Origin of the sequence: Pseudomonas sp. B21-012 (assembly GCF_024749305.1) — a bacterium.
Classification (GTDB): Bacteria; Pseudomonadota; Gammaproteobacteria; order Pseudomonadales; family Pseudomonadaceae; genus Aquipseudomonas.
In genome coordinates, this window is record NZ_CP087197.1 from 4,374,921 (window position 1) to 4,399,558 (window position 24,638).

General features: G+C 61.8%; 21 protein-coding genes. 4 read left to right on the top strand and 17 right to left on the bottom strand.

All coding sequences use genetic code 11. The annotated features are described in order from the left end of the window. Window positions 1–82: 82 nt before the first annotated feature. The 10 genes from LOY37_RS19965 to mtnA form a co-directional block, all read right to left on the bottom strand. On the bottom strand, window positions 83–1,135 hold the full coding sequence (locus tag LOY37_RS19965; RefSeq protein WP_093380422.1) for an LPS O-antigen chain length determinant protein WzzB: 1,053 nt from the start codon (window positions 1,133–1,135) through the stop codon (window positions 83–85). A 108-nt stretch (window positions 1,136–1,243) separates the two neighbouring features. After that, a complete protein-coding gene (locus LOY37_RS19970) occupies window positions 1,244–1,486 on the bottom strand; it encodes a lipopolysaccharide assembly protein LapA domain-containing protein (protein ID WP_045195379.1) in 243 nt (80 codons plus the stop codon). A gap of 20 nt (window positions 1,487–1,506) precedes the next feature. Beyond that, window positions 1,507–1,803: an integration host factor subunit beta gene (ihfB, locus tag LOY37_RS19975; protein WP_045195381.1), complete on the bottom strand. Its 297-nt coding sequence runs from the start codon at window positions 1,801–1,803 to the stop codon at window positions 1,507–1,509. Between the two features lie 246 nt (window positions 1,804–2,049). Further along, a complete protein-coding gene (gene rpsA / locus LOY37_RS19980) occupies window positions 2,050–3,729 on the bottom strand; it encodes a 30S ribosomal protein S1 (RefSeq protein ID WP_045195383.1) in 1,680 nt (559 codons plus the stop codon). A gap of 125 nt (window positions 3,730–3,854) precedes the next feature. Next, window positions 3,855–4,541 (bottom strand): (d)CMP kinase, encoded by a 687-nt coding sequence (gene cmk, locus LOY37_RS19985; protein WP_258715582.1) that lies wholly within the window; start codon window positions 4,539–4,541, stop codon window positions 3,855–3,857. Further along, window positions 4,538–6,778, bottom strand: a complete 2,241-nt coding sequence (locus LOY37_RS19990) for a bifunctional prephenate dehydrogenase/3-phosphoshikimate 1-carboxyvinyltransferase (protein ID WP_258715583.1) — start codon at window positions 6,776–6,778, stop codon at window positions 4,538–4,540. The genes cmk and LOY37_RS19990 overlap by 4 nt, the downstream gene beginning before the upstream one ends. Window positions 6,779–6,821: 43 nt before the next feature. Then, a complete protein-coding gene (gene pheA / locus LOY37_RS19995; RefSeq protein ID WP_093380418.1) occupies window positions 6,822–7,916 on the bottom strand; it encodes a prephenate dehydratase in 1,095 nt (364 codons plus the stop codon). Continuing rightward, a complete protein-coding gene (gene serC, locus LOY37_RS20000; RefSeq protein WP_045195761.1) occupies window positions 7,916–9,001 on the bottom strand; it encodes a 3-phosphoserine/phosphohydroxythreonine transaminase in 1,086 nt (361 codons plus the stop codon). Before serC ends, pheA begins: the two co-directional genes overlap by 1 nt. A 101-nt stretch (window positions 9,002–9,102) precedes the next feature. Continuing rightward, entirely contained in the window at window positions 9,103–11,745 is a 2,643-nt protein-coding gene (gene gyrA, locus LOY37_RS20005) for a DNA gyrase subunit A (protein ID WP_258715584.1), read from the bottom strand. 278 nt (window positions 11,746–12,023) lie between these two features. Next, window positions 12,024–13,100 (bottom strand): S-methyl-5-thioribose-1-phosphate isomerase, encoded by a 1,077-nt coding sequence (mtnA, locus tag LOY37_RS20010; RefSeq protein WP_093380413.1) that lies wholly within the window; start codon window positions 13,098–13,100, stop codon window positions 12,024–12,026. A 108-nt stretch (window positions 13,101–13,208) separates the two neighbouring features. Between mtnA and LOY37_RS20015 the strand changes: the two genes are divergently transcribed. From LOY37_RS20015 to LOY37_RS20030, 4 genes are all read left to right on the top strand, one after another. Beyond that, complete coding sequence (locus LOY37_RS20015; protein ID WP_093380411.1) at window positions 13,209–14,540, top strand: TRZ/ATZ family hydrolase; 1,332 nt, start codon at window positions 13,209–13,211, stop codon at window positions 14,538–14,540. A gap of 61 nt (window positions 14,541–14,601) precedes the next feature. Next, a complete protein-coding gene (gene ubiG, locus LOY37_RS20020; protein WP_258715585.1) occupies window positions 14,602–15,300 on the top strand; it encodes a bifunctional 2-polyprenyl-6-hydroxyphenol methylase/3-demethylubiquinol 3-O-methyltransferase UbiG in 699 nt (232 codons plus the stop codon). Window positions 15,301–15,302: 2 nt separating this feature from the next. Then, window positions 15,303–15,974, top strand: a complete 672-nt coding sequence (gene mupP, locus LOY37_RS20025; protein ID WP_258715586.1) for an N-acetylmuramic acid 6-phosphate phosphatase MupP — start codon at window positions 15,303–15,305, stop codon at window positions 15,972–15,974. A gap of 78 nt (window positions 15,975–16,052) precedes the next feature. Further along, window positions 16,053–16,793: a YciK family oxidoreductase gene (locus LOY37_RS20030; protein ID WP_045195402.1), complete on the top strand. Its 741-nt coding sequence runs from the start codon at window positions 16,053–16,055 to the stop codon at window positions 16,791–16,793. A gap of 2 nt (window positions 16,794–16,795) precedes the next feature. Here LOY37_RS20030 and LOY37_RS20035 read toward each other — a convergent pair whose 3' ends face one another. The 7 genes from LOY37_RS20035 to LOY37_RS20065 all read right to left on the bottom strand — a co-directional run bounded on the left by LOY37_RS20035 (window position 16,796) and on the right by LOY37_RS20065 (window position 24,537). Further along, complete coding sequence (locus tag LOY37_RS20035) at window positions 16,796–17,590, bottom strand: TenA family transcriptional regulator (protein WP_093380409.1); 795 nt, start codon at window positions 17,588–17,590, stop codon at window positions 16,796–16,798. Between the two features lie 36 nt (window positions 17,591–17,626). Then, window positions 17,627–20,083 (bottom strand): EAL domain-containing protein, encoded by a 2,457-nt coding sequence (locus LOY37_RS20040; protein WP_093380407.1) that lies wholly within the window; start codon window positions 20,081–20,083, stop codon window positions 17,627–17,629. 105 nt (window positions 20,084–20,188) lie between these two features. Further along, entirely contained in the window at window positions 20,189–22,021 is a 1,833-nt protein-coding gene (locus LOY37_RS20045; RefSeq protein ID WP_093380404.1) for an ABC transporter ATP-binding protein, read from the bottom strand. Next, window positions 22,014–22,646 (bottom strand): DsbA family protein, encoded by a 633-nt coding sequence (locus tag LOY37_RS20050; RefSeq protein ID WP_258715587.1) that lies wholly within the window; start codon window positions 22,644–22,646, stop codon window positions 22,014–22,016. Before LOY37_RS20050 ends, LOY37_RS20045 begins: the two co-directional genes overlap by 8 nt. Before the next feature lie 3 nt (window positions 22,647–22,649). Next, window positions 22,650–23,588: a rhodanese-related sulfurtransferase gene (locus tag LOY37_RS20055; RefSeq protein ID WP_045195410.1), complete on the bottom strand. Its 939-nt coding sequence runs from the start codon at window positions 23,586–23,588 to the stop codon at window positions 22,650–22,652. A 109-nt stretch (window positions 23,589–23,697) separates the two neighbouring features. Continuing rightward, window positions 23,698–23,997: a BolA family transcriptional regulator gene (locus tag LOY37_RS20060; protein WP_045195412.1), complete on the bottom strand. Its 300-nt coding sequence runs from the start codon at window positions 23,995–23,997 to the stop codon at window positions 23,698–23,700. A 15-nt stretch (window positions 23,998–24,012) separates the two neighbouring features. Next, on the bottom strand, window positions 24,013–24,537 hold the full coding sequence (locus tag LOY37_RS20065) for a DUF2059 domain-containing protein (RefSeq protein WP_093380399.1): 525 nt from the start codon (window positions 24,535–24,537) through the stop codon (window positions 24,013–24,015). Between the last annotated feature and the right edge of the window lie 101 nt (window positions 24,538–24,638).

Genomic DNA, 24,638 nt, shown 5'->3' on the forward strand with positions numbered 1-24,638 from the left:
GGGCCTCACGATAAAACAGAGCCTGCCCCGGAAACACCAAAAGCGGCGCCGCCGCTTTTGGAGTCATGACCGAGCACTTTAATTATTGCGGTCGAACCGGCCGCCGGCGCATCGCTGCCGCCAACAGGACATAGCCTACACCCAGGAGCAATCCAGCCAGCGCAGCCATGGCCAGCACCACAGATTTTCTTGGCTTGATCGGGGCGTCAGGCTGTTCTATAGGACCGTCGATGCGAAAAACCGCTACACTCTCAGGGTTGACTTCAACACTCATATAGAACGCATACCGGGCCTGCAGGTCACGCAAACGGGTAATGAACGGATCGTCAGACCTGCGCTGCTCGAGGTTCTGAATCTCCGCCTCCAGCGCCTTGGTACCACGCATGTAGCTCAAGTGCCCATCCATACCCGCAGACACTTCGGTAGACAAATTCCCACTGATAATCGGCGGCTCTTTCAAACCAATTGCACGCGCAACATTCAGCGCCTCGCGCAACTGAACAATAAGGTCCTCGCGCACCTTCTGCCCACCTTCGCGCAAACGATCAATCTGTTGAGCCAGATTCCTCGCGCGAACTTCTGCTTCGCGGGTGACGTTCTTTATCATCTCTTCACGAGCCGAATCACCGGCGCGCATAACGTAAGTCTTGGCCCAGGCGACCACACGCTGTGGATCCTCGCCTTGCACTGTCAAGGAATAGCGATCAGGGGAGTCTTTTCCACTGGGTGAAATCACCAACTCACGAGAAAATTTTTCGTAAAGTCGAGTTTGCGAACCCGCACGCTCTGACTCGCTGAGCGATGGCAGATAAAACTCTTCAAAAAAACTACGGCGCAACGATTCCGCTTGAAGATCACGCAAAAAAACCTCGTACACATCCTTGACCGAGTACGGTTTCAGCTCAGCCTCGGCAGTACGACCGTAGTTGAAATCGGCGATACCATTCTGGGTCGGCGGAATGACAAAAACCCGGGCTTCATAAACAGGCTTGGCGATGAACAGATAAATCACAGCTGCCAGGACGGCGAGGAACATAACTGACAAGATAATCAGTTTTTTCGCCCAAAGGCTTCCAAGTAACTCAAGCACGTCCAACTCTGGATCTAACCGATTACTCTCGGGGGTGTTGCGCATTTATAATTCAGTCCTTATCAGGTTTCGCTGCGCTCTTATCGTTGAGCGTTTTTACATCTATAACAGCCACGCCCTTGCCATTGGCAATCGCCAAGCAGGCTACGAAAATCAAACTTTAGCTCGCCCCCGCCCTTCTTTGCCAAGCAATCGGCCGGCCAGCACCAACAAGGGGCCCACAGCCAGACCAACCAGCAATGCGATGAGTACAAATACAGCCAACGGCAGGGAAGGCAGTGTCCAGGCCATGAAATGCAATGACGCCGGCTGCTGATTATCCAGCACAAAAATCAGCACCATCGCTGCTAGCAGCAAAAGAAATACGACCAAAATCAACCGCTTGAAGTTCCGCACGGAGGCTTCCTTTTATCCGATTAGTGTTCTTGGGACTCTTCCTCATTCACCCGATCCCGCAGCTCCTTGCCTGGCTTGAAGTGTGGCACAAACTTGCCATCCAGGCTGACGGACTGACCGGTTTTTGGGTTGCGACCTACGCGGGGGGCACGATAGTGCAGGGAGAAGCTGCCAAAGCCGCGGATTTCGATGCGATCGCCAGTGGCCAGGCACTGGGACATTTGCTCAAGCATGGTCTTGATGGCCAGCTCGACATCCTTGGATGAGAGCAGCCCTTGATGGGTGACAATACGTTCGATCAGCTCCGACTTCGTCATATTTTTCCCTTCTTTATCAAGCAGCTAGATCATTGCTCCGTTGTTTTTAGCATGACCTGAGGGATTTGAACAGGGCGGTTCTTGACTTAATCGGATTTTGAAGAAATACGCCTTGGCGTAATGGATGATAGCTGTTTGCCATTGATTACGCCGAAGCTCACTGGCGTAAGGGTTTCAGCCGCAAGCAAGAATCGCAGGCACAAAAAAGGGCGACCGAAGTCGCCCTTTTTTTAACACCAGCAGAACTTAGTTCTGTTTGGCCATTGCCTGACGCAGCAGCGCAGCCATGGTGGTGTCAGCAGCAGCTTCCGGAGCGGATTCTTTCAGGCTCTGGATAGCTTCTTTCTCTTCAGCGTCGTCTTTCGACTTGATCGACAGCTGGATGACGCGCGATTTGCGGTCAACGCTGATGATCTTCGCTTCGATCTCTTCGCCTTCCTTCAGGACGTTACGCGCGTCTTCAACGCGGTCACGGCTGATTTCGGAAGCTTTCAGAGTGGCTTCGATGTCGTCGGCCAGGGTGATGATGGCGCCTTTGGCGTCAACTTCTTTTACAACACCCTTGACGATTGCACCCTTGTCGTTGCTAGCAACGTACTCGGAGAACGGATCGCTTTCCAGTTGCTTGATACCCAGGGAGATGCGCTCGCGCTCTGGGTCAACCGACAGGATGACGGTGTCCAGCTCGTCGCCCTTCTTGAAGCGACGTACGGCTTCTTCGCCGACTTCGTTCCAGGAGATGTCCGACAGGTGAACCAGGCCGTCGATGCCGCCGTCCAGACCAATGAAGATACCGAAATCGGTGATCGACTTGATGGTGCCGGAGATCTTGTCGCCCTTGTTGAACTGGCCAGAGAAGTCTTCCCATGGGTTGGACTTGCACTGTTTGATGCCCAGGGAGATACGACGACGCTCTTCGTCGATGTCCAGAACCATGACTTCCACTTCGTCGCCGACTTGTACGACTTTCGAAGGATGGATGTTCTTGTTGGTCCAGTCCATTTCGGAAACGTGTACCAGGCCTTCCACGCCTTCTTCCAGCTCTGCGAAGCAGCCGTAGTCGGTCAGGTTGGTAACACGCGCCATGACGCGGGTGCTTTCTGGGTAACGAGCCTTGATAGCAACCCATGGGTCTTCACCCAGTTGCTTCAGACCCAGAGATACACGATTGCGCTCGCGATCGTACTTCAGAACCTTGACATCGATCTCGTCGCCAACGTTGACGATTTCCGATGGGTGCTTGATACGTTTCCAAGCCATGTCGGTGATGTGCAGCAGGCCATCAACGCCGCCCAGGTCAACGAATGCGCCGTAGTCGGTGAGGTTCTTGACGATACCTTTGACTTGCTGGCCTTCCTGCAGGGATTCCAGCAGAGCTTCGCGCTCGGCGCTGTTCTCGGCTTCCAGGACGCTGCGACGGGAAACGACAACGTTGTTGCGCTTCTGGTCCAGTTTGATGACCTTGAATTCCAGCTCTTTGCCTTCCAGGTGGGTGGTGTCGCGCACTGGGCGGACATCAACCAGGGAACCAGGCAGGAACGCACGGATACCGTTAACGTCGACAGTGAAGCCGCCTTTAACCTTACCGTTGATAACGCCCTTGACCACTTCTTCGGCGGCGAAAGCTGCTTCCAGAACAATCCAGCACTCGGCGCGCTTGGCTTTTTCACGGGACAGTTTGGTTTCGCCAAAGCCGTCTTCGACCGCGTCCAGCGCAACGTGAACTTCGTCACCGACCTTGATGGTCAGCTCGCCAGCTTCGTTGTAGAACTGCTCGAGCGGGATGACGCCCTCGGACTTCAGGCCAGCGTGTACGGTAACCCAGTCGCCGTCGATGTCGACAACGATACCGGTGATGATCGCACCCGGCTGAAGATTGAGGGTTTTCAGGCTTTCTTCAAAGAGTTCTGCAAAGCTTTCGCTCATTTTAATTCCTGTAGATTAGGGCGGGACATACGCCCATCAGCCACATTCCAGACAATGTGGGTTTCGTTCATATAAAGGAAAGCCGACAGGACGTTGACTGGTGCCCCTGCCTGCTCTCCTGGTCATCAAACGATACCGCGCAGGGCGATCTCGCTATTGATGCGTTGCAACACCTGCTCGATGGACAACTCCGTGGAATCCAGCTGTATCGCATCGGCCGCCGGCTTGAGCGGGGCCACTGCGCGCTGGGTGTCGCGCTCATCGCGCGCACGAATCTCATCTAGCAGACTCGACAGACTAACATCTTCGCCCTTGCCCTTCAACTGCAAGTAACGACGGCGGGCACGCTCCTCGGCGCTGGCGGTCAGAAAAACCTTGAGCGGCGCATTCGGGAACACCACGGTGCCCATGTCGCGGCCGTCGGCAATCAGCCCCGGCGCTTCCTGGAACGCCCGCTGGCGCTGCAGCAAGGCTTCACGCACCGCCGGCAGCGAGGCGACCATGGAAGCACCGGCACCCACGGTTTCGGTACGGATGACATTGCTGACATCCTCACCTTCGAGAATGATCTGCTGCAGCTTGCCCGGCTCGGCGGCGATGAACTGCACATCCAGATGTGCGGCCAGGGCCTTGAGCAATTCTTCGTTGGTCAGGTCGACACCATGGTTGTTGGCATTGAAGGCCAGCAAGCGGTACAGCGCGCCGGAATCCAGCAGCTTCCAGCCCAGCTCGCGGGCCAGCAGGCCGGCGACGGTACCCTTGCCCGAACCGCTTGGCCCGTCGATGGTGATGACCGGTGCGTTGGAATTCACGACTTGCCCTCTTCTGCCACACGGATGCCGACTTCGGCGCACAGGGCGAGGAAGTTCGGGAACGAGGTCGCGACGTTGGCACAATCATGGATGCGGATCGGCGCAGTGGCGCGCAACGAGGCCACACTGAAGGCCATGGAGATGCGATGGTCGCCATGACCGTGCACTTCACCGCCGCCGATCACGCCGCCGTCGATGATAATGCCGTCCGGGGTTGGCTCGCACTTCACGCCCAGGGCCAGCAGGCCGTCGGCCATGACCTGGATGCGATCGGATTCCTTGACCCGCAGCTCTTCGGCGCCGCGCAGCACGGTACGGCCTTGGGCGCAGGCCGCGGCGACGAACAGCACCGGGAACTCGTCGATGGCCAGCGGTACCAGGTGCTCGGGGATCTCGATGCCTTTGAGTTTAGCCCCGCGTACGCGCAGGTCAGCCACCGGCTCACCGCCGACTTCACGCTGGTTTTCCAGGGTGATGTCGCCGCCCATCAGGCGCAGGATATCGATGACGCCGGTACGGGTCGGGTTGATGCCGACGTGCTCGAGCAGCAGTTCGGAGCCTTCGGCAATCGATGCAGCCACCAGGAAGAACGCCGCCGAGGAAATATCCGCCGGGACCTCGATATGAGTTGCCGTCAGCTTGCCGCCAGATTCCAGCGAAGCCGTAGGACCCTCAACATCAACGCTGTAGCCAAAGCCACGGAGCATGCGCTCGGTGTGGTCGCGGGTTGGCGCAGGCTCGGTAACCGTGGTCTTGCCTTGGGCGTACAGGCCGGCCAGCAGCAGGCAGGATTTGACCTGGGCACTGGCCATCGGCAGCGCGTAGGTCAGGGCCTTGAGGGTGTGGCCACCACGGATGGTCATCGGCGGACGACCTTCGGCGGCAGTTTCGATCACCGCGCCCATTTCCCGCAGCGGGTTGGCGACACGGTTCATCGGCCGCTTGGACAGCGAGGCATCGCCGGTCAGCACGGTGTCGAACGGCTGCGCCGCCAGCAGGCCGGAGAGCAGACGCATGGAGGTACCGGAGTTACCCAGGTAGATCGGGCCCGGTGGCGGCTTCAGGCCATTGAGGCCGACACCATGGATAGTCACACGGCCATGGTGCGGGCCTTCAATGACCACACCCATGTCGCGGAAGGCCTGCAAGGTTGCCAGGGCGTCTTCGCCCTCGAGGAAACCTTCCACTTCGGTGGTGCCTTCGGCCAGGGAGCCGAGCATGATCGAGCGATGGGAAATCGATTTGTCACCTGGTACACGAATACGGCCAGACACGCGGCCACCAGGATTTGCCAGGAAAATCAGGTCGTTGGAGTTCATAGCGTCCACATAGGCCCGGCGGGCCAGGATTTTACTGAAATGCTCGCGGGCAACACGGGCGCGCGTGAAGACGCCCAGCAGTTGATGCCCATCCCCTGCATCGACCGCGTCGCGCAAGGCGTCGAGGTCGCTGCGAAATGTATCCAGCGTGCGCAGGACAGCCTCGCGATTGGCGAGAAAGATGTCATGCCACATGACCGGGTCGCTTCCGGCGATTCTCGTGAAATCGCGGAAACCTCCGGCAGCGTAACGGAAGATATCGAGGTTTTCATTGCGCTTGGCCAGGGAATCGACCAGGCCGAAGGCCAGCAGGTGTGGCAAGTGGCTGGTCGCGGCCAGGACTTCGTCGTGACGCTCGACCTGCATGTGCTCGACATCGGCCTCAAGCGCACGCCAGAGCTGATCGACCAGCGCCAGCGCAGCCGGCTCGGTTTCAGCCAGCGGCGCGAGAATGACTTTGTGGCGGCGGAACAGCGAAGCATTGGAAGCCTCCACCCCGCTCTGCTCGGAGCCGGCAATCGGATGCCCGGGCACAAAACGCGGCAATCGCGCACCGAGGGCCTCGCGGGCGGCGCGCACGACATTACCCTTGGCACTGCCAACGTCGGTCAGCACCGCCTGGCCGAGATCCAGTTGAGCCAGGCGCGCGAGGAGCTTTTCCATGGCCAGGATCGGCACGGCCAGCTGAATGACATCAGCGCCGACGCAGGCGGCAGCGAGGTCTTCTTCGCAGCGGTCGACCACGCCCAGCTCCACCGCCAGCTTGCGCGACTGCGGATCAAGGTCGACACCGACCACTTCGCGGCACAGACCGCTTTCACGCAAGCCCTTGGCGAAAGACCCGCCAATCAGGCCCAACCCGACCACCACCAGCCGGCCGATGATCGGCCCAGGCTTGTTTACCACGACTTCAACCACGGAGCTGGACCCTGTTCAAAACTGCATGCACGCCATTCATACCTCAGAGTACCGCTTTCGGGTAGGAACCCAGCACCTTCAGGGCCACGGCTTCCTGACTGATCTGCTCGAGCACGGCCTTGATCAGCGGATCGCGGTGGTGGCCGACGAAATCGATGAAGAACACGTAGGTCCATTTGCCACTGCGCGACGGACGGGTCTCGATACGAGTGAGGTCAATACCATTCTCGTGGAACGGCACCAACAGCTCGTGCAAGGCACCCGGCTTGTTGCTCATGGAGACGATGATCGAGGTCTTGTCGTCGCCGGTCGGCGGCACTTCCTGGTTACCGATCATCAGAAAGCGCGTGGAGTTGTCCGGACGGTCTTCGATCTTCTCGGCCAGGCGCGTAAGGCCATACAGGCCAGCCGCCATGTCACCGGCAATGGCCGCCGAGTTCCACTCGCCCTTGACCCGCTTGGCCGCTTCGGCGTTGCTCGACACCGCCACGCGCTCGACATTCGGGTAATGGGCATCCAGCCACTTGCGGCACTGGGCCAGCGACTGGGCGTGGGAGTAGATGCGGCTGATGCTGTCGGTCTTGGTGTTCTCACCCACCAGCAGGTGGTGGTGAATACGCAGCTCGACTTCACCGCAGATCACCATGTCGTGCTCGAGGAAGCTGTCGAGGGTGTGATTGACCGCACCCTCGGTGGAGTTCTCCACCGGCACCACGCCGAAGTTGACGGCGCCGGCCGCCACTTCGCGGAACACTTCGTCGATGGCTGCCATCGGCTTGCTGATCACCGCATGGCCGAAATGCTTCATCGCCGCGGCCTGGGTGAAGGTCCCCTCAGGGCCGAGGTAGGCGACCTTCAGCGGTTGCTCCAGGGCCAGGCACGAGGACATGATTTCGCGGAACAACCGCGCCATCTCTTCGTTGCCCAGTGGCCCCTGGTTGCGCTGCATGACGCGCTTGAGCACCTGCGCCTCGCGCTCGGGGCGGTAGAACACCGGGGTCTCGCCTTCGGCCAGGGTCGCGGTTTTGACCCGCGCCACTTCTTGCGCGCAGCGAGCACGGTCACTGATCAGCTCGAGAATCTTCTCGTCGAGGCTGTCAATGCGCACCCGCAGCGCCTTGAGTTCCTGCTCCGACATCAGCCGTGCTCCTTCTCGAATTCAGCCATGTAGCCAACCAGCGCTTCGACCGCGTCCAGGCCCAGGGCGTTGTAGATCGAGGCACGCATGCCGCCGACCGAACGGTGACCCTTGAGGTTGAGCAGGCCACGGGCGTCGGCACCGGCGAGGAAAGCCTTGTCCAGGCGCTCGTCGGCCAGGCGGAACGGCACGTTCATCCACGAACGGGCGTTGACGCTGATCGGGTTGGTGTAGAAGTCGCTGTTGTCGATGAAGCCGTACAGGCGGTCTTTCTTGGCCCGGTTGCGCTGCTCCATGGCCTCGACGCCGCCCTGCTCTTTCAGCCACTCGAAGACCAGCCCCGACAGGTACCAGGAATAGGTTGCCGGGGTGTTGTACATCGAGCCGTTGTCGGCCGCGACCTTATAGTCGAGCATGGTCGGGCAACTGCTGCGGGCGCGGCCGAGCAGGTCCTCACGGACAATCACCACCACCAGGCCGCTCGGGCCGATGTTCTTCTGGGCGCCAGCGTAGATCAGGCCGAAGTTGGAGACGTCGATCGGACGCGAGAGAATGTCCGAGGACATGTCGACCACCAGCGGCACGTCACCGGTCTGCGGCACCCAGTCGAACTCCAGACCACCGATGGTCTCGTTCGAGGCGTAGTGCACGTAGGCGGCGTTGTTGCTCAGGTTCCATTCGTTCTGACCGGGGATGGCCAGGTAGTCGTAGGCCTTGGCACTGGCAGCAACGTTGATGTTGCCGTAGCGGCGGGCTTCTTCGATGGCTTTTTTCGACCAGATACCGGTTTCGATATAGTCGGCGGTGCCGTCTTCAGGCAGCAGGTTGAGCGGAATCTCGGCGAACTGCTGGCTCGCACCGCCCTGCAGGAACAGCACCTTGTAATTGGAAGGAATGGACATCAGGTCGCGCAGATCCTGCTCGGCCTTCTCGGCAATGGCCACGTAGTCGTCGCTACGGTGACTCATCTCCATCACCGACAGGCCTTTGCCACGCCAGTTCAGCATTTCAGCCTGGGCGCGCTGCAGTACAGCGTCAGGGAGCGCAGCAGGGCCTGCGCAGAAGTTAAAGGCTCGTTTGCTCACATCCACTCTCGCTCTGCTCTTGATGTCCGCAGGAGCCGGTCGGGCAGCGAGCCGTGCCCGACTGCCGCGACCTCCCCCACCAGGATTGCGCTACTAATAGGTTATTCCGGCTGTGCCTCTTCGTCGGCAGCGGCATCGGCCTGCGGCGCCGCATCGGCGTCCAGCTCGGTGCCTTCCACGTCGGCGTCGAAGTCCTCGTCACCTTCCTCTTCGGATGGCTCCTGGACCCGCTCCAGACCCACCAGGGTCTCGTCGCTGGCCAGCTTGATGAGGGTCACACCCTGGGTATTACGGCCCAGGCTGGAGACTTCACCGACACGGGTACGGACCAGGGTGCCCTGGTCGGAAATCAGCATGATTTCTTCGCCGTCGAGCACCTGCACAGCCCCGACCAGACGGCCGTTACGCTCGTTGCTGACCATGGCGATTACGCCCTGACCGCCACGCTTGTACTCCGGGAACTCGCTAATGGCAGTACGTTTGCCGTAGCCGCGCTCGGAGGCAGTGAGGATCTGGCTGCCTTCTTCCGGGATGATCATGGAGATCAGCTTCTGCCCTTCTGCCAGACGCATGCCGCGTACACCGCGGGCAGTACGACCCATGGCACGGACGTCGGATTCCTTGAAGCGGGTGACCTTGCCGGCGTCGGAGAACAGCATGACCTCACGCTCGCCATCGGTGATGGCCGCGGAAATCAGTACGTCGCCTTCGTCCAGCTCCAGGGCGATCAGGCCAACACTGCGCTGGCGGCTGAAGGATTCCAGCGGGGTCTTCTTCACGGTGCCGTTGGCGGTGGCCATGAAGATGAAGTGACCTTCGGTGTATTCCTCGACCGGCAGCATGGTCGAAATGTACTCGCCCTCGTCCAGCGGCAGCAGGTTGACCAGCGGCCGACCGCGCGCGGCACGGGAGGCTTCGGGGATTTCATAGGTCTTGAGCCAGTACACCTTGCCCTTGCTGGAGAACAGCAGCAGGGTGGTGTGGCTGTTGGCGACCAGCAGGTGCGAGATGTAGTCCTCGTCCTTGACGCCGGTAGCCGACTTGCCTTTACCACCGCGACGCTGGGCCTGGTAGGCGGCCAGTGGCTGGGTCTTGGCGTAGCCGCCATGGGAGATGGTCACGACCCGGTCTTCTTCCGGAATCATGTCACCCAGGGTCAGGTCCAGACGCGCATCGAGGATCTCGGTGCGGCGCACGTCGCCGTACTCGGCGCGGATCAGCTCCAGCTCTTCACGGATCACTTCCATCAGGCGCTCGGCGCTGTTGAGGATGCGGATCAGCTCGCCGATCTGGTTGAGGATCTCCTGGTACTCAGCCAACAGCTTCTCGTGCTCCAGGCCTGTCAGGCGGTGCAGACGCAGGTCGAGAATGGCCTGGGCCTGTTCCGGCGACAGGAAGTACTTGCCATCGCGCAGACCGAACTGCGGATCGAGGTTCTCCGGACGGCAGGAATCGGCGCCGGCGCGCTCGACCATGACCTGCACGGCGCTGGATTCCCACGGCGTGCTGATCAGCGCTTCCTTGGCCTCGGACGGCGTTGGCGAAGCCTTGATCAAGGCAATTACCGGATCGATGTTGGACAGCGCAACCGCCTGGCCTTCAAGGATGTGCCCGCGCTCACGCGCCTTGCGCAGTTCGAACACGGTACGGCGGGTAACCACTTCGCGGCGGTGGCGAACGAAGGCCTCGAGCAGATCTTTGAGGTTCAGCACCCGTGGACGGCCGTCGATCAGCGCTACCACGTTGATGCCGAAGACGCTCTGCAGCTGGGTCTGGGCGTAGAGGTTGTTAAGGATCACCTCAGGCACTTCGCCACGACGCAGCTCGATGACGATACGCATACCGTCTTTGTCGGACTCGTCGCGCAGCTCGGTAATACCTTCGAGCTTCTTCTCCTTGACCAGCTCGGCGATCTTCTCGATCAGACGCGCCTTGTTCAGCTGGTACGGCAGCTCGGTGACGACGATCTGCTGGCGGCCACCGACCTTGTCGATGTCTTCGACCATCGAGCGGGCGCGCATGTAGATACGGCCACGGCCGGTGCGATAGGCCTCGATGATGCCCTGGCGACCGTTGATGATCGCCGCGGTCGGGAAGTCCGGGCCGGGGATGAACTGCATCAGTTCGTCGACAGTGATGTCGGCGTTGTCGATCAGCGCCAGGCAACCGTCGATGACTTCACCGAGGTTGTGCGGCGGAATGTTGGTCGCCATGCCCACGGCGATACCGCTGGAACCGTTGACCAGCAGGTTGGGGATCTTGGTCGGCATGACCGCCGGGATCTGCTCGGTACCGTCGTAGTTGGGTACCCAGTCGACCGTCTCTTTATGCAGGTCGGCCAGCAGCTCGTGGGCCAGCTTGGTCATGCGCACTTCGGTGTATCGCATGGCGGCGGCGTTGTCGCCGTCGACCGAACCGAAGTTACCCTGGCCGTCGACCAGCAGGTAACGCAGCGAGAACGGCTGGGCCATACGTACGATGGTGTCGTAAACGGCGGTATCACCATGCGGGTGGTACTTACCGATCACGTCACCGACCACACGGGCGGATTTCTTGTACGGTTTGTTCCAGTCGTTACCCAGTTCGCTCATCGCATACAGAACGCGGCGATGCACGGGCTTCAAGCCATCACGCGCATCGGGCAGTGCACGCCCGACAATGACGCTCATCGCGTAGTCGAGGTAGGACTGTCTCAGCTCGTCTTCGATATTGACCGGGAGGATTTCTTTGGCCAGTTCGCCCATGAGAAGCCTGATTCCTTTTTCTGGTGAAACCTCGTCACATCCATATGGGACGAACGAAGCTCGCCGCTGCAAAGTGACTCCTTGCAACGACTTACGACAAATCAACGAGTTATGCCATGGATCTGCGCAGTAAAGACAGCCCCGCAGGGCGGCCTTGGAAACCGTCGGATGTTACCACAATCGCCCAGAGGGTGGGAGTAGCCTGCAGCACTACTACCCTACTGCTCGTCGATAACGCCCGTTAGCAGCTACAACAGGCCGCAGACGACGGCAAAGACTCAATGCAAACGCTTGCGACACATCAGTTGCGCCATCTTCACCGTGTCCGGGCGCTCGACGATGCCTTTCTCGGTGATGATCACGTCGATCAGGTCGGCCGGAGTTACATCAAAGACCGGGTTGAACGCCTCGAAGTCAGCGCCTAGCGACTCGCCGCCGAGCTCCAGCAACTCGCTGGGGCTGCGCTCTTCAAGGAGGATGTCGTCGCCACTTTCAAGGTTCATGTCGATGCTCGAGCTCGGCGCCACGACCATGAAGCGCACGCCGTGGTGCATGGCATTGACCGCCAGCTGGTAGGTGCCGATCTTGCTCGCCACATCGCCATTGGCAGTAATGCGCTCGGCGCCGACGATCACCCAGGTGATGCCCTTGGTTTTCATCAGGTGGGCAGCCGCCGAGTCGGCAGTGATGGTAGCCGGGATACCCTCGCCGGCCAGCTCCCAGGCGCTCAGGCGCGAGCCCTGCAGCCACGGGCGGGTTTCATCGACATAGACGCGCTCGATCATGCCTTCCAGGTAAGCGCCGCGCACCACCCCGAGGGCGGTACCGAAGCCGCCGGTGGCCAGGGCCCCGGTGTTGCCATGGGTGAGAATGGCCTGTTCGTTGCCCTGGTGCTTGCGGATCAGGTCGACGCCCAGCTGGGCCATGGTCAGGTTGGCTTCACGGTCGCTTTCATGAATGGCCACGGCCTCAGCCGCCATGATGGCCTGCACGTCATCGCCATCCTTGAGCCGCAGCAGGCGCTCACGCATGCGGTTCAGGGCCCAGAACAGGTTGGCGGCGGTCGGCCGCGCGTGCACCAGCAGCTCGAAATCCTCTTCCAGGGCCATTTCCCAGTCACCGCCGGCGGCCAGGCGCTGGGCAATCGCCATGGCCAGGCCGTAGGCGGCGCTGATGCCAATGGCCGGGGCGCCGCGCACCACCATTGTGCGGATAGCCTCGGCCACTGCGGCGGCGTCCTTGCAGGCCAGCCAGACCTGCGCCGACGGCAACGCGCGCTGGTCGAGCAGATAGAGGGTGCCATCCCGCCAATCGATGGCTTTCACCTTCTCTGCTGCCATTAGTCGATCGCGCATGCCTCACCCCATCATTCGGACATCAAAAGCGGACGATTATAGCGAGCCCCAGGCGCGGACGCTCGGGTATACTTCGCCCTCACCTTCTATCGCCCAGGGAAACCTGACATGCCCAAACCCGCTTTGCCGCTCGACCTGCTGCTCCTGCCTGCCTGGCTGGTGCCGGTCGAGCCTGCCGGGGTGGTTTTGCAGGACCATGCCCTGGGCGTGCGCGACGGGCAGATCGTGTTCATCGGCCCGCGCAGCCAGGCCCAGGCGTTCATCGCGGCGCAAACCCGCGAGCTGCCGGGCTGCCTGCTCAGCCCGGGGCTGGTCAACGCCCACGGCCATGCGGCGATGACCCTGTTTCGCGGCCTGGCCGACGACCTGCCGTTGATGACCTGGCTGCAGGAGCAGATCTGGCCGGCCGAAGAGCGCTGGGTCGACGAAGATTTCGTCCGCGACGGCACCGACCTTGCCATCGCCGAGCAGGTAAAAGGCGGCATCACCTGCTTCAGCGACATGTACTTCTACCCCAAGGTAGCCAGCGAGCGCGTGCACCACAGCGGCATCCGCGCGCAAATCGCCGTGCCCCTGATGGATTTCCCGATCCCCGGCGCGCGCAGCACCGAAGAAGCCCTGCAGCTGGGCATCGAGCTGTTCGGCGACCTGCGCCACCACCCGCGCATCACCGTGGCCCTGGGCCCGCACGCGCCGTACACGGTTAGCGACGCCAACCTGGAAAAGATCCGCGTCATCGCCGAAGAGCTCGACGCGCCGATCCACATGCATATCCATGAAACCGCCCTGGAGGTCGAGCAATCGCTGCACACCCGCGGCGAGCGCCCGCTGGCCCGGCTGGCTCGCCTGGGCCTGCTCGGGCCGCGCCTGCAGGCGGTTCACATGACCCAGGTCAGCGACGAGGATCTGGCCCTGCTGGTAGAAAGCAACACCAGTGTGGTGCACTGCCCGGAGTCCAACCTCAAGCTGGCCAGCGGTTTCTGCCCGGTCGAGCGCTTGTGGCAGGCCGGCGTCAACGTCGCCGTCGGTACCGACGGGGCGGCCAGCAACAATGACCTCGACCTGCTCGGCGAAACCCGTACCGCGGCGCTGCTGGCCAAGGCCGTGGCCGGCTCGGCCAGCGCCCTGGATGCCCACCGGGCGTTGCGCATGGCCACCCTCAACGGCGCCCGGGCACTGGGCCTGGAGGCGATCACCGGTTCGCTGGAAGTGGGCAAGGCCGCCGACCTGGTCGCGTTCGACCTTTCCGGCCTGGCCCAGCAACCGCTGTATGACCCGGTGTCGCAATTGATCTACACCAGCGGCCGGGACTGCGTGAAGCATGTCTGGGTCGCCGGCAAGCCACTGCTTGACGACCGGCGCCTGACCCGCCTGGACGAACAGGCCCTGCACGCCACCGCCTGTGCCTGGGGCCAGCGGATCGGCGCGCGCAACGAATAAGCGCCCGGCAGCCAATGCTGGCGGGCAAAAGCAAATTATCCAAGTTTCAGAGGACTGTTCCATGAGCAACGTCGACCACGCCGAAATCGCCAAGTTCGAAGCCCTGGCCCACCGCTGGTGGGACCGCGAAAGCGAGTTCAAGCCACTGCACGACATCAACCCGCTGCGGGTCAACTGGATCGACGAGCGGGTCAAGCTGGCCGGCAAGAAGGTCCTCGACGTCGGCTGTGGCGGCGGCATCCTCAGCGAAGCGATGGCCCTGCGCGGCGCCACCGTGACCGGTATCGACATGGGTGAGGCGCCGCTGGCCGTGGCCCAGCTGCATCAGCTCGAGTCCGGGGTCAACGTCGAGTACCGGCAGATCACCGCCGAGGCCCTGGCCGAAGAGATGCCCGAGCAGTTCGACGTGGTCACCTGCCTTGAAATGCTCGAGCACGTGCCAGACCCTTCCTCAGTGATTCGCGCGTGCTTCCGTATGGTCAAGCCCGGTGGCCAGGTGTTCCTCTCGACCATCAACCGCAACCCCAAGGCCTACCTGTTCGCCATCATCGGCGCCGAATACATCATGAAGCTGCTGCCGCGCGGCACCCATGACTTCAAGAAATTCATCCGCCCGTCCGAGCTCGGCGCCTGGAGCCGCGACGCCGGCCTGACCGTCAAGGACATCACCGGCCTGACCTACAACCCGCTGACCAAGCATTACAAGCTGGCCAACGACGTTGACGTCAACTACATGATCCAGACCCTGCGCGAGGAATAAGCATGCGTTTGCGAGCGGTACTTTTCGACATGGACGGCACCCTGCTCGACACGGCGCCGGACTTCATCGCCATCTGCCAGGCCATGCTCGCCGAGCGCGGCCTGCCGGCAATCGAAGACCAGAAAATTCGCGACGTGGTCTCGGGCGGTGCCAAGGCCATGGTCTCGGTGACCTTCAACCTCGACCCCGAGGACGAAGGCTTCGAGACCTTGCGCCTGGAATTCCTCGAGCGTTACCAGCAAGGTTGCGCGGTGCACAGCAAGCTCTACGACGGCATGGCCGAACTGCTGGCCGACATCGAGAAAGGCAAGCTGATCTGGGGCGTGGTCACCAACAAGCCGGTGCGCTTCGCCGAGCCAATCATGCAGCGACTGGGTCTGAGCGAGCGTTCGGCGCTGTTGATCTGCCCGGACCACGTGAAGAACAGCAAGCCAGACCCCGAGCCGCTGATCCTCGCCTGCAAGACCCTCAACCTGGACCCGGCCAGCGTGCTGTTCGTCGGCGACGACCTGCGCGACATCGAGTCGGGCCGCGATGCCGGCACCCGTACTGCTGCGGTGCGCTACGGCTATATTCATCCAGATGACAACCCCAACAACTGGGGTGCGGATGTGGTGGTCGACCATCCGCTGGAGCTACGCAAGGTGCTCGACAACGCGCTTTGCGGCTGCTGATTTCAGACACGCATCGCGGGGCAAGCCCGCTCCCACAGCCCCGCGATGAAGTCACACCCATTTCCAGGAGGTAACCCCATGTTCGATTACTCTGCCCGCCCCGACCTGCTCAAGGGCCGGACCATCCTGGTCACCGGCGCCGGTCGCGGCATCGGTGCGGCCGCGGCCAAGAGCTATGCCGCCCATGGCGCCACCGTCTTGCTGCTGGGCAAGACCGAAGCCAACCTGAGCCAGGTCTACGACGAGATCGAAGCGGCCGGCCACCCCAAGCCTGCGGTCATCCCGTTCAACCTGGAAACCGCCCTGCCGCACCAGTACGACGAACTGGCGGCGATGATCGAAGCCGAGTTCGGGCATATCGACGGCCTGTTGCACAACGCCTCGATCATCGGCCCGCGCACGCCGCTGGAGCAGCTCTCGGGCGACAACTTCATGCGCGTGATGCAGATCAACGTCAATGCCATGTTCATGCTCACCAGCACCCTGCTGCCGCTGCTCAAGCTGTCGGCCGATGCCTCGGTGATCTTCACCTCCAGCAGCGTCGGGCGCAAAGGCCGGGCCTACTGGGGTGCCTATGGAGTGTCGAAGTTCGCCACCGAGGGCCTGATGCAGACCCTCGCCGACGAGCTTGAAGGGGTGGCGCCGGTGCGGGCCAACAGTGTCAACCCGGGCGCCACCCGCACCAGCATGCGCGCCCAGGCCTACCCTGCAGAAACACCGGAAAACAATCCGCTGCCAGAGCAGATCATGCCGGTTTACCTGTACCTGATGGGCCCGGACAGCACCGGCATCAACGGCCAGGCGTTCAACGCCCAGTAAGCTCAGCCCTCGGCCAGCTCCGCCCGGGCCCGGGCGGGCTGCTGGCGCTGTTCCTGTTCTTGTTGCATGCAGCGTTCAAGGAACAGGAACATATAGTCGTAGCTCTTGCAGACGGCCCGGCGCAGTTCGGTTTGCAGCGCCGCCGACGGGTTGTTGCCGGCCAGGGTGCAGACGATCTCCAAAGCCTCCCACGGGTGCGCGTCATCGTACTGGGCGTGCATCTTCAGCCACTTCATGGCGCGCTTGCGACCCTCTTCCGGGAAGCCCTGGGCATAGACACCGGTAGAACACACCACCGCCGACCACTCGCCGGTTGCGCCTTCGATGGCGTAATTGGTGGCGGCAATGGCCACTACCAGCGCATCGGTCGCACAGGTGTGCCAGCACCAGTCGCTGAGGGCATTGAGTTCGCTGGGAACTTCCTGCGCCTGCAGCTCTTCGAGGCTGACGCCATGGGCCTGGGCCCAGAACCGCCAGTAATCGGCGTGGTTGAGTTCGACACGGATGTTGCGCATCAGCCAGCGCCGCGCCATGTCTTCACCAGGGTGGCGGGCGTACTGGGTCTTGGTGAGGTTCTTGGCCATGTAAAGGGAGAACTGCTCGACCACCGGCCAGCCACCAATCAGGTACTGGCGCATGGTCCGGCCACTGAGGCGGCCATCGCGCATGCGTTGATAAAGCTCGTGCTCCACCACCCGACGCTTGCTCTCGCTGCAGTCCTTGATCAACTGCTGGGCCCAAAGCGGGTAACTGCTGGGGTCCATCAATGGACCAGTACGTATGAACGCGTCAATCACTGTCAGCTCCTTGTTCCTTGTGATTATCGGTGGATCTCAGCGAAAGGTCCCCGGCGCCTTGAACAACAGGGGCCTTGCAGCAATCCGTTTGCGCTGCAAGCTGTCACAGGTGAACACCTGTGGCCGCTCGATCAGGTATCCCTGGGCGTAGTCGACGCCAATTTCCTGCAGGGCCTGCTCGATCAACGGGGTTTCGACAAACTCGGCAATGGTGCGTTTGCCCATCACGTGACCGATGTGATTGATCACCTCGACCATGGCCCGGTTGATCGGGTCATCGAGCATGTCCTTGACAAAACTTCCGTCGATTTTCAGAAAGTCTACAGGCAAATGCTTCAAATAAGCGAACGACGACATACCGGCGCAAAAGTCGTCCAGCGAGAACCGGCAACCTAGGCCCTTGAGCTCGTTGATAAAGCGAATGGCGCTGCCAAGGTTGGCGATGGCGCTGGTTTCGGTTATTTCGAAACAAATCATGTGCGGCGGGATGGCGAACTCGCTGAACAGCCGTTGCAGGTATTCAAGGAATTTGTCGTCACCAATACTGCTGCCCGACAGGTTGATCGCGCACATGGCCAACGGGCCTTCGCGCTGCTCGTCCAGGCACTGGCGGATGACCTTGAACACACTGCGCACCACCCAGCGGTCCAGCGCAGTCATCAGGCCATAGCGCTCGGCGGCGGGGATGAAGCTGTCGGGCAGAATAATGCGCCCGCTCTCGTCATGCAGGCGCAGCAGAATCTCGATATGCCCGGCGCCCTCATGGGGGCCGAGGGCGGCAATTTCCTGGGCATACAGGCAGAAGCGGTTTTCTTCCAGGGCCACGTGCAGGCGCTGGATCCAGGCCATCTCGCCAAAGCGCATGGACAGCTCGCTGTCGTCGGCGTGGTACACCTGTACGCGGTTGCGGCCCTTCTCCTTGGCCATGTAGCAGGCCATGTCGGCGGCCCGCAGCGAAGCTTCGAGGGTGGTCGGGCCCTGAGCGATATGCACCAGGCCCAGGCTCACGGTGGTCATGAACGGTCGCCCTTTCCAGACGAAATGCAGGCTCTGCACGGCCTGGCGCAAGCTCTCGGCAATGCGCTCGGCCTGCTCCTGCGGGCAGTTTTCGAGGAGGATGCCGAACTCGTCGCCGCCCAGCCGCGCCAGGGTGTCGCCTTCGCGCAGGCCGGCCTGGAGCACCGCACAGATATGGCGCAGCAGTTCATCGCCCGCGGCATGGCCGCAGGTATCGTTGACCAGCTTGAACTGGTCCAGGTCGAGGAACATCAGTGAATGCCGTGCCGGCTTGCGCGCCATGGCGTTGAGCGCCAGCTCCAGGCGATATTCGAACTCGCGACGGTTGGCCAGGCCAGTCAGGGCGTCGTGAGTCGCCTGCCAGGACAGGTTGGCGATGTACTGGCGTTCCTGGGTCATGTCGTGCAGCACCAGGACAATACCGCTGACCTTGCCTTCGGCCATGATCGGCGCGCCCACCAGCGTCACTGACACGGTGCTGCCGTCCAGGCGCTGGATCAGCTTGGTGTGTTCGCTGCCACCCTTGAGGCCACCTTCGAGTACGCGCTCGACCAGGGTCAGACTGTCTTTTTCGGCGTTCTCGTCGAGCAGGCTGAACAGTGCCGCCAGCGGCAGGCCCTGGGCCTGGGCGGCATGCCAGTGGGTCAACTGCTCGGCGGCCGGGTTCATGTAGGCGATGCAGCCTTCGACATCGGTGGTGATCACGCCATCGCCGATCGATTCGAGGGTGATCTGCGCCCGCTCCTTCTCCACCTCAAGGGCATTGGCAAAAGCCTGGCGCTGGGCCAGCAGCTTGCTCGAGCGCATCCAGGCCAGGGCAATCAGAAACAATGCAGTAGCGAGGTTAGTGACCAGCAGCACCCGCAGCAACATCCGCGAGCCTTCGCCCAGGGCATCGCTGAACGCCCGCGCAGCCGGGGTCACGGCATCGTTGATCGCGGCAATCTGTGCCTTCCAGCCGGCAACGCTGCGGGCGTCGGCCTGGCCTGTGCGAAAACCGCTGTGCATCTGCTCGGCCACTTCGTCCAGCTGGCGCAGAAATCCGTCACCGACCGCCCACAGCTCGATGGCCTTTTGCATATAGCTGACCTGATGAAAGTTCAGGTACAACCAGATCACGCTGGAAACGTCGTCGGGATGGTTGCCGCCCTGGAGGATGCCACGGCGCGCGGCGTCGATATCCGGGCTCGGCAAGTCGAGGGCTACGCGCAGGTCATGGCCGCCCTGGGGCACGGCGATGGCCTTGCGATACTTCTTGAAGACCGCCTCGTCGCGGCTGTCAGCGTATTGATTGAGGTAATAGATGGCGTCTTTCTGGCCCTTGGACCACAGGCTCTCGCCCGCCACATAACCACGCACTGCCGACAGCGCGTACAGGCTGATGCTCCCGAGCAAGGCCTGAAACAGCACCACAGCAACAAATGGCCAGATAATGCCCAACAACTTTGGCGCTTCGAGAGTCCGTTTTCGCTTCATGAGGTCCCTTGCAACAGAGCCGGATGAATCCCACCTACCAAAGCACAGCCTAGGCTATTTGCCATTAATCCTGCAGAGCTTTTCTCACTTGCTAACCAATTTGCCCTAACTCTGTTGCAAATGGCCGTACAGCTTGGCGTACAAGCCACCTTCGGCGATCAATTGCTGGTGATCGCCGTCCTCGGCGACATGGCCGCCGTCAAACACCAGCACCCGGTCGGCCTGCTTCACCGCCGACAGGCGGTGGGCAATGATCAGCGTGGTGCGGGCGCTGAGAAAACGGGTCAGGGCCTGGTGCAGGTTGTATTCGGTGGCCGCATCCAGCGCCGAGGTGGCCTCGTCGAGAATCACCACCTTGGGCTCGGCCAGCACCATCCGCGCAATGGCCAGGCGCTGACGCTGGCCACCGGACAAACGCACCCCGGAGCGACCAACCACGCTGTCCAGGCCTTGCGGCAAGGCGGCGATGGTAGCGTCGAGCTGGGCGATGTTCAGCGCCTGCCAGCAGGCATCATCGCTGCAGTCGCGGCCCATGGTCAGGTTGGCGCGCACCGTGTCGTTGAACAGCGACGGGTGCTGGAGTACCACCGCAACATGCTCGCGCAGGGTTTCCAGGCCGATTTCCTGCAGGGTCGAGCCACCAAAGCGGATGGTCCCGGCCTGGGCGCTGTACAGGCCCAGCAGCAGTTGCACCAGGGTGCTCTTGCCACCGCCACTGGCGCCGACGATGGCGACCTTTTCGCCGGGGGCAATCGACAGGTTGAGCTGGTCGAGCACCGGCTCGTCGTTGTAGGCAAAGCGCAGGCCCTGCACCTCGATGCCGACAGTGTCGCGGCCCTTGAACGGGTCGATGCCACCGGGGTATTGCGGCTCGTCGGCCCGCGCCAGCAGCTCGTTGAGCCGGCTCAGGGCGCCGCCAGCGGCGTAGTAGGCGTATTGCAGGTTGAGCAGTTGCTCGACCGGGCCGATCATGAACCACAGGTAGCTGAACACCGCCAGCATCTGCCCGATCGACAAGTCCGAGAACAGCACCGTGAGCATCGCCGCAGCGCGGAAAATATCGATGCCGAACTGGAACAGCAAGCCGCTGGCACGCCCGCTCGCGTCGCTTTTCCACTGCGAGGCGACGGCGTAGTTGCGTACCTCCTGGGCGCGCAGGCCAAGGCGGCCGAGGAAATAGCCCTGGCGGTTGCTGGCACGGATTTCCTGGATCGCGTCGAGGGTCTCGGTCAGCGCCTGGGTGAAGCGCGAGGTGCTGTCGTTCTCAAGCTTCTTCAGGTGCTTGACCCGCTTGCCCAACTGCACCGTGGCGAAGATCACCAAGGGGTTGAACAGCAGGATCAGCAGCGCCAGCTTCCAGTGCATCCACATAAGGATGGCGGCGGTGCCGGTCAGGGTCAGCATGGCCACCAGGAAGCGGCTGAGGGTTTCGCCGACGAACTTGTCGAGGGTGTCCAGGTCGGTGACCAGGTGGGTGGTCACGGTACCGCTGCCCAGACTTTCGTATTCACTCAGGGAAATGCGCTTGAGGCGCTCGATCAGGCGAATGCGCAAGCGGTAGACGATGTCTTTGGCAAGGCCGGCGAACAGCTTGGCCTGCACCACGTTGAAGGCCAGGGCGGCGCAGCGCAGGGTCAGGGTGAATACCAGCATCAGGCCGATGTAGCCGCCAGCAACCTGCCAGTTGCCGGGCAGGAACTGGTTCATCCATTTGAGCGCGGCATCGCCATGGCCCAGCAGCACTTCGTCGACCAGCAACGGCAGCAGCAAGGGGATCGGCACACTGCACAACGCCGCCAGCACGGCCACGCCGTTGGCGATCCACAGGGCTTTTTTATGGCGCAGGGCCAGGCGGCGGATTTCTGCCCAGCTCAAGCGATCAGCATGCACAGGGCCTGGCCCTGGTACCGGGTCGGGTGAACCCGGCAGGTCAAGCACAAGCGGCCTGCTGCAGCCAGCGGCCGAGCAGCGGCTCAAGCGATTCGAGGGCTTGATAGCCATTGGTCAGCAAGGCCAGCTGGCCATTGCGTTCGGCCAGCAGGGTCGGGAAACCGGCAATGCCCAGGTCCTGGACCCAGGTGAAGTCCGCCGCCGTGGCCGCGCGCTGTTCGGCGCTGGTAAAGGCTTCGGCAAAGGCGGCGCGCTGGTAACCGGCCTGCTCGGCCAGTTCTACCAGCAAGGGCGCACGGGTGACGTCTTCGCCGCGCAGGTAGAAGGCCTGCTGGATCAGCTTGAGCAAGGCACCCACGTATTGCGGGTCGAGGCTACGGGCGGTGACCAGGGCCCGACAGGCAGGCTCGGTGTCGTAGACAAAACCGTCAGGCAGTGCGCCTTCGAATTGAAAATCCTGCCCGGTGGCGTCGTGTACCGCCTGCCAGTGATCGAGGATGTAGCCGCGGGTCGAGGCATCCAGCGCACGGCTGCCGGAACGCAGGCCGCCGAGCACCACCCGGGTCGGCACGCCCGCCGCCTGTGCCTGGGCGATCAGGGCCTCGGCGACCGGGGCAAAGCCCCAGCACCATGAGCACATCGGGTCCATCACATACAGCAGGCGTGCGGACATCAATCAGGCCTCGGCAGCTTTGCGGTAGTTGTGACCGATCGGGTGAGGCTGATTGCGCGCCTTGGCCAGTTCGATCTGCTTCTGCCGGTCAATGGCGCTGCGCCGGGTCTTTTCGCTCAGGCTGTCCCAGCAATGCGGGCAGCTGATGCCTGGCGAGTAGTGCTCGGACGCACGGTCTTCCACGCTGATCGGGGTGCGGCAGGCATGGCACTGGTCGTAATCGCCCTCGGTCAGGTCGTGACGCACGGTGACCCGGTTGTCGAACACGAAGCAGTCGCCCTGCCAGCGGCTTTGATCCTGTGGCACCTCTTCGAGGTATTTGAGGATCCCGCCCTTAAGATGATAGACCTCTTCGAAACCCTCGCCGAGCATATAGCTGGAGGCTTTTTCGCAACGAATGCCGCCGGTGCAGAACATCGCCACTTTCTTGTGCTTGGCCGGGTCGAAGTTGGCCTTGATGTACTCGGGGAACTCGCGGAAGGTGGTGGTCTTGGGGTCGATCGCGCCTTCGAAGGTGCCGATCGCCACTTCGTAGTCGTTGCGGGTGTCGATCAGCAGCACTTCAGGGTCGCTGATCAGCGCGTTCCAGTCCTGGGGCTCGACGTAGGTACCGACCTTGTAGTTCGGGTCAACGCCCGCCACGCCAAGGGTGACGATCTCTTTCTTGAGCTTGACCTTGGTGCGGTAGAACGGCTGTTCGTCGCAGTAGGACTCTTTGTGGTCGATATCCACCAGGCGCGCATCGCTGCGCAGCCAGGCCAGCAGGCCGTCGATGCCTTCACGGGTACCGGAGACGGTGCCGTTGATACCTTCCTCGGCCAGCAACAAGGTGCCCTTGATGCCATTGGCCATCATGCTCTCGAGCAGCGGCTCGCGCAGCTCGAGGTAATCTTTCAGGGTGACGAATTTGTACAGCGCCGCAACGACGATAGCTTGGGACATGCAGTAACTTCTCCAGGTGGTCACCCTCGCAAAGGGCGGACCGGATGCCAAATAAAAACGCGCCGACAAGCGGCGCGTTGATCATTCTAGCAAAAACCTGACGAGGAAATCAGTGCTTGCTGCCACCGGCGCAGGTCGGTGACGCCGGGGCGACACCGATTTTCTGCCATTCCTGCGGCGTGTAGGTGTGCAGCGCCAGGGCGTGAAACTCGCTCATCAGCTCACCGAGGGTGGCATACACCTTCTGGTGGCGCTTGACGCTGTTCAGCCCCTCGAACTGCTCGCTCACCAGCACCGCCTTGTAATGGGTCTGCTGCCCACGGCTGTGCATGTGGCTTTCATCGAGCACCTGCAAGTGCGTGGGTGCCAGCGCTTGCAGGCGGTGCTCGATCTTTTGCTGCATGGTCATGTCGGGCTCCGCTGCTTACTTCTTGGCTGGCGCGGCGGCCTTGCCGGCGTTCGGGTCGAGTTCCTTGGTCATGTCAGCCAGCAGCTTGTTGACCACCGGTACCGCGCTTTCCAGTTTCTGCTGGGTCAGTTGCGCCGATTGCTGGGTCACCTGCGGCATCTTCTCGAGGACTTTCTTGCCCAGAGGCGACTGGTAGAAGGCGACCAGGTCTTTCAGTTCGCTTTCAGTGAAGGTGGTGGTGTAGAGCTTGACCATGTCCGGCTTGAGCTTGTTCCAGCCGATGGCCTGGTCCAGGGCGGCGTTGGCCTTGGCCTGGTAGCTGTCGAGCACGGATTTCTTCGAGGCTGGGGCCTTGGTCTGTTCGAAACGCTGGGCAAACATCTGCTGCACCTGCATGTAGACCGGAGTACCGAGCTTGTCGGCATGCGCCATCATGAGGAATTTTTCAGCACTGGCGTTGTGGCTGGCGGTATCTGCAAGCACCTGGCCGCTGGCGCAGACCAGCGCTACAGCAGTGCAGAGGGCGCGAAGACGGGTCATCGGAATTCCTTCAATAGACAGAGGAGGTAGTACCCCAGAGTAGAGCATTCTGCGCCGACAGTGGCACAGTGCTCAAGTGGGTCGACGCGCGATGGAACCGC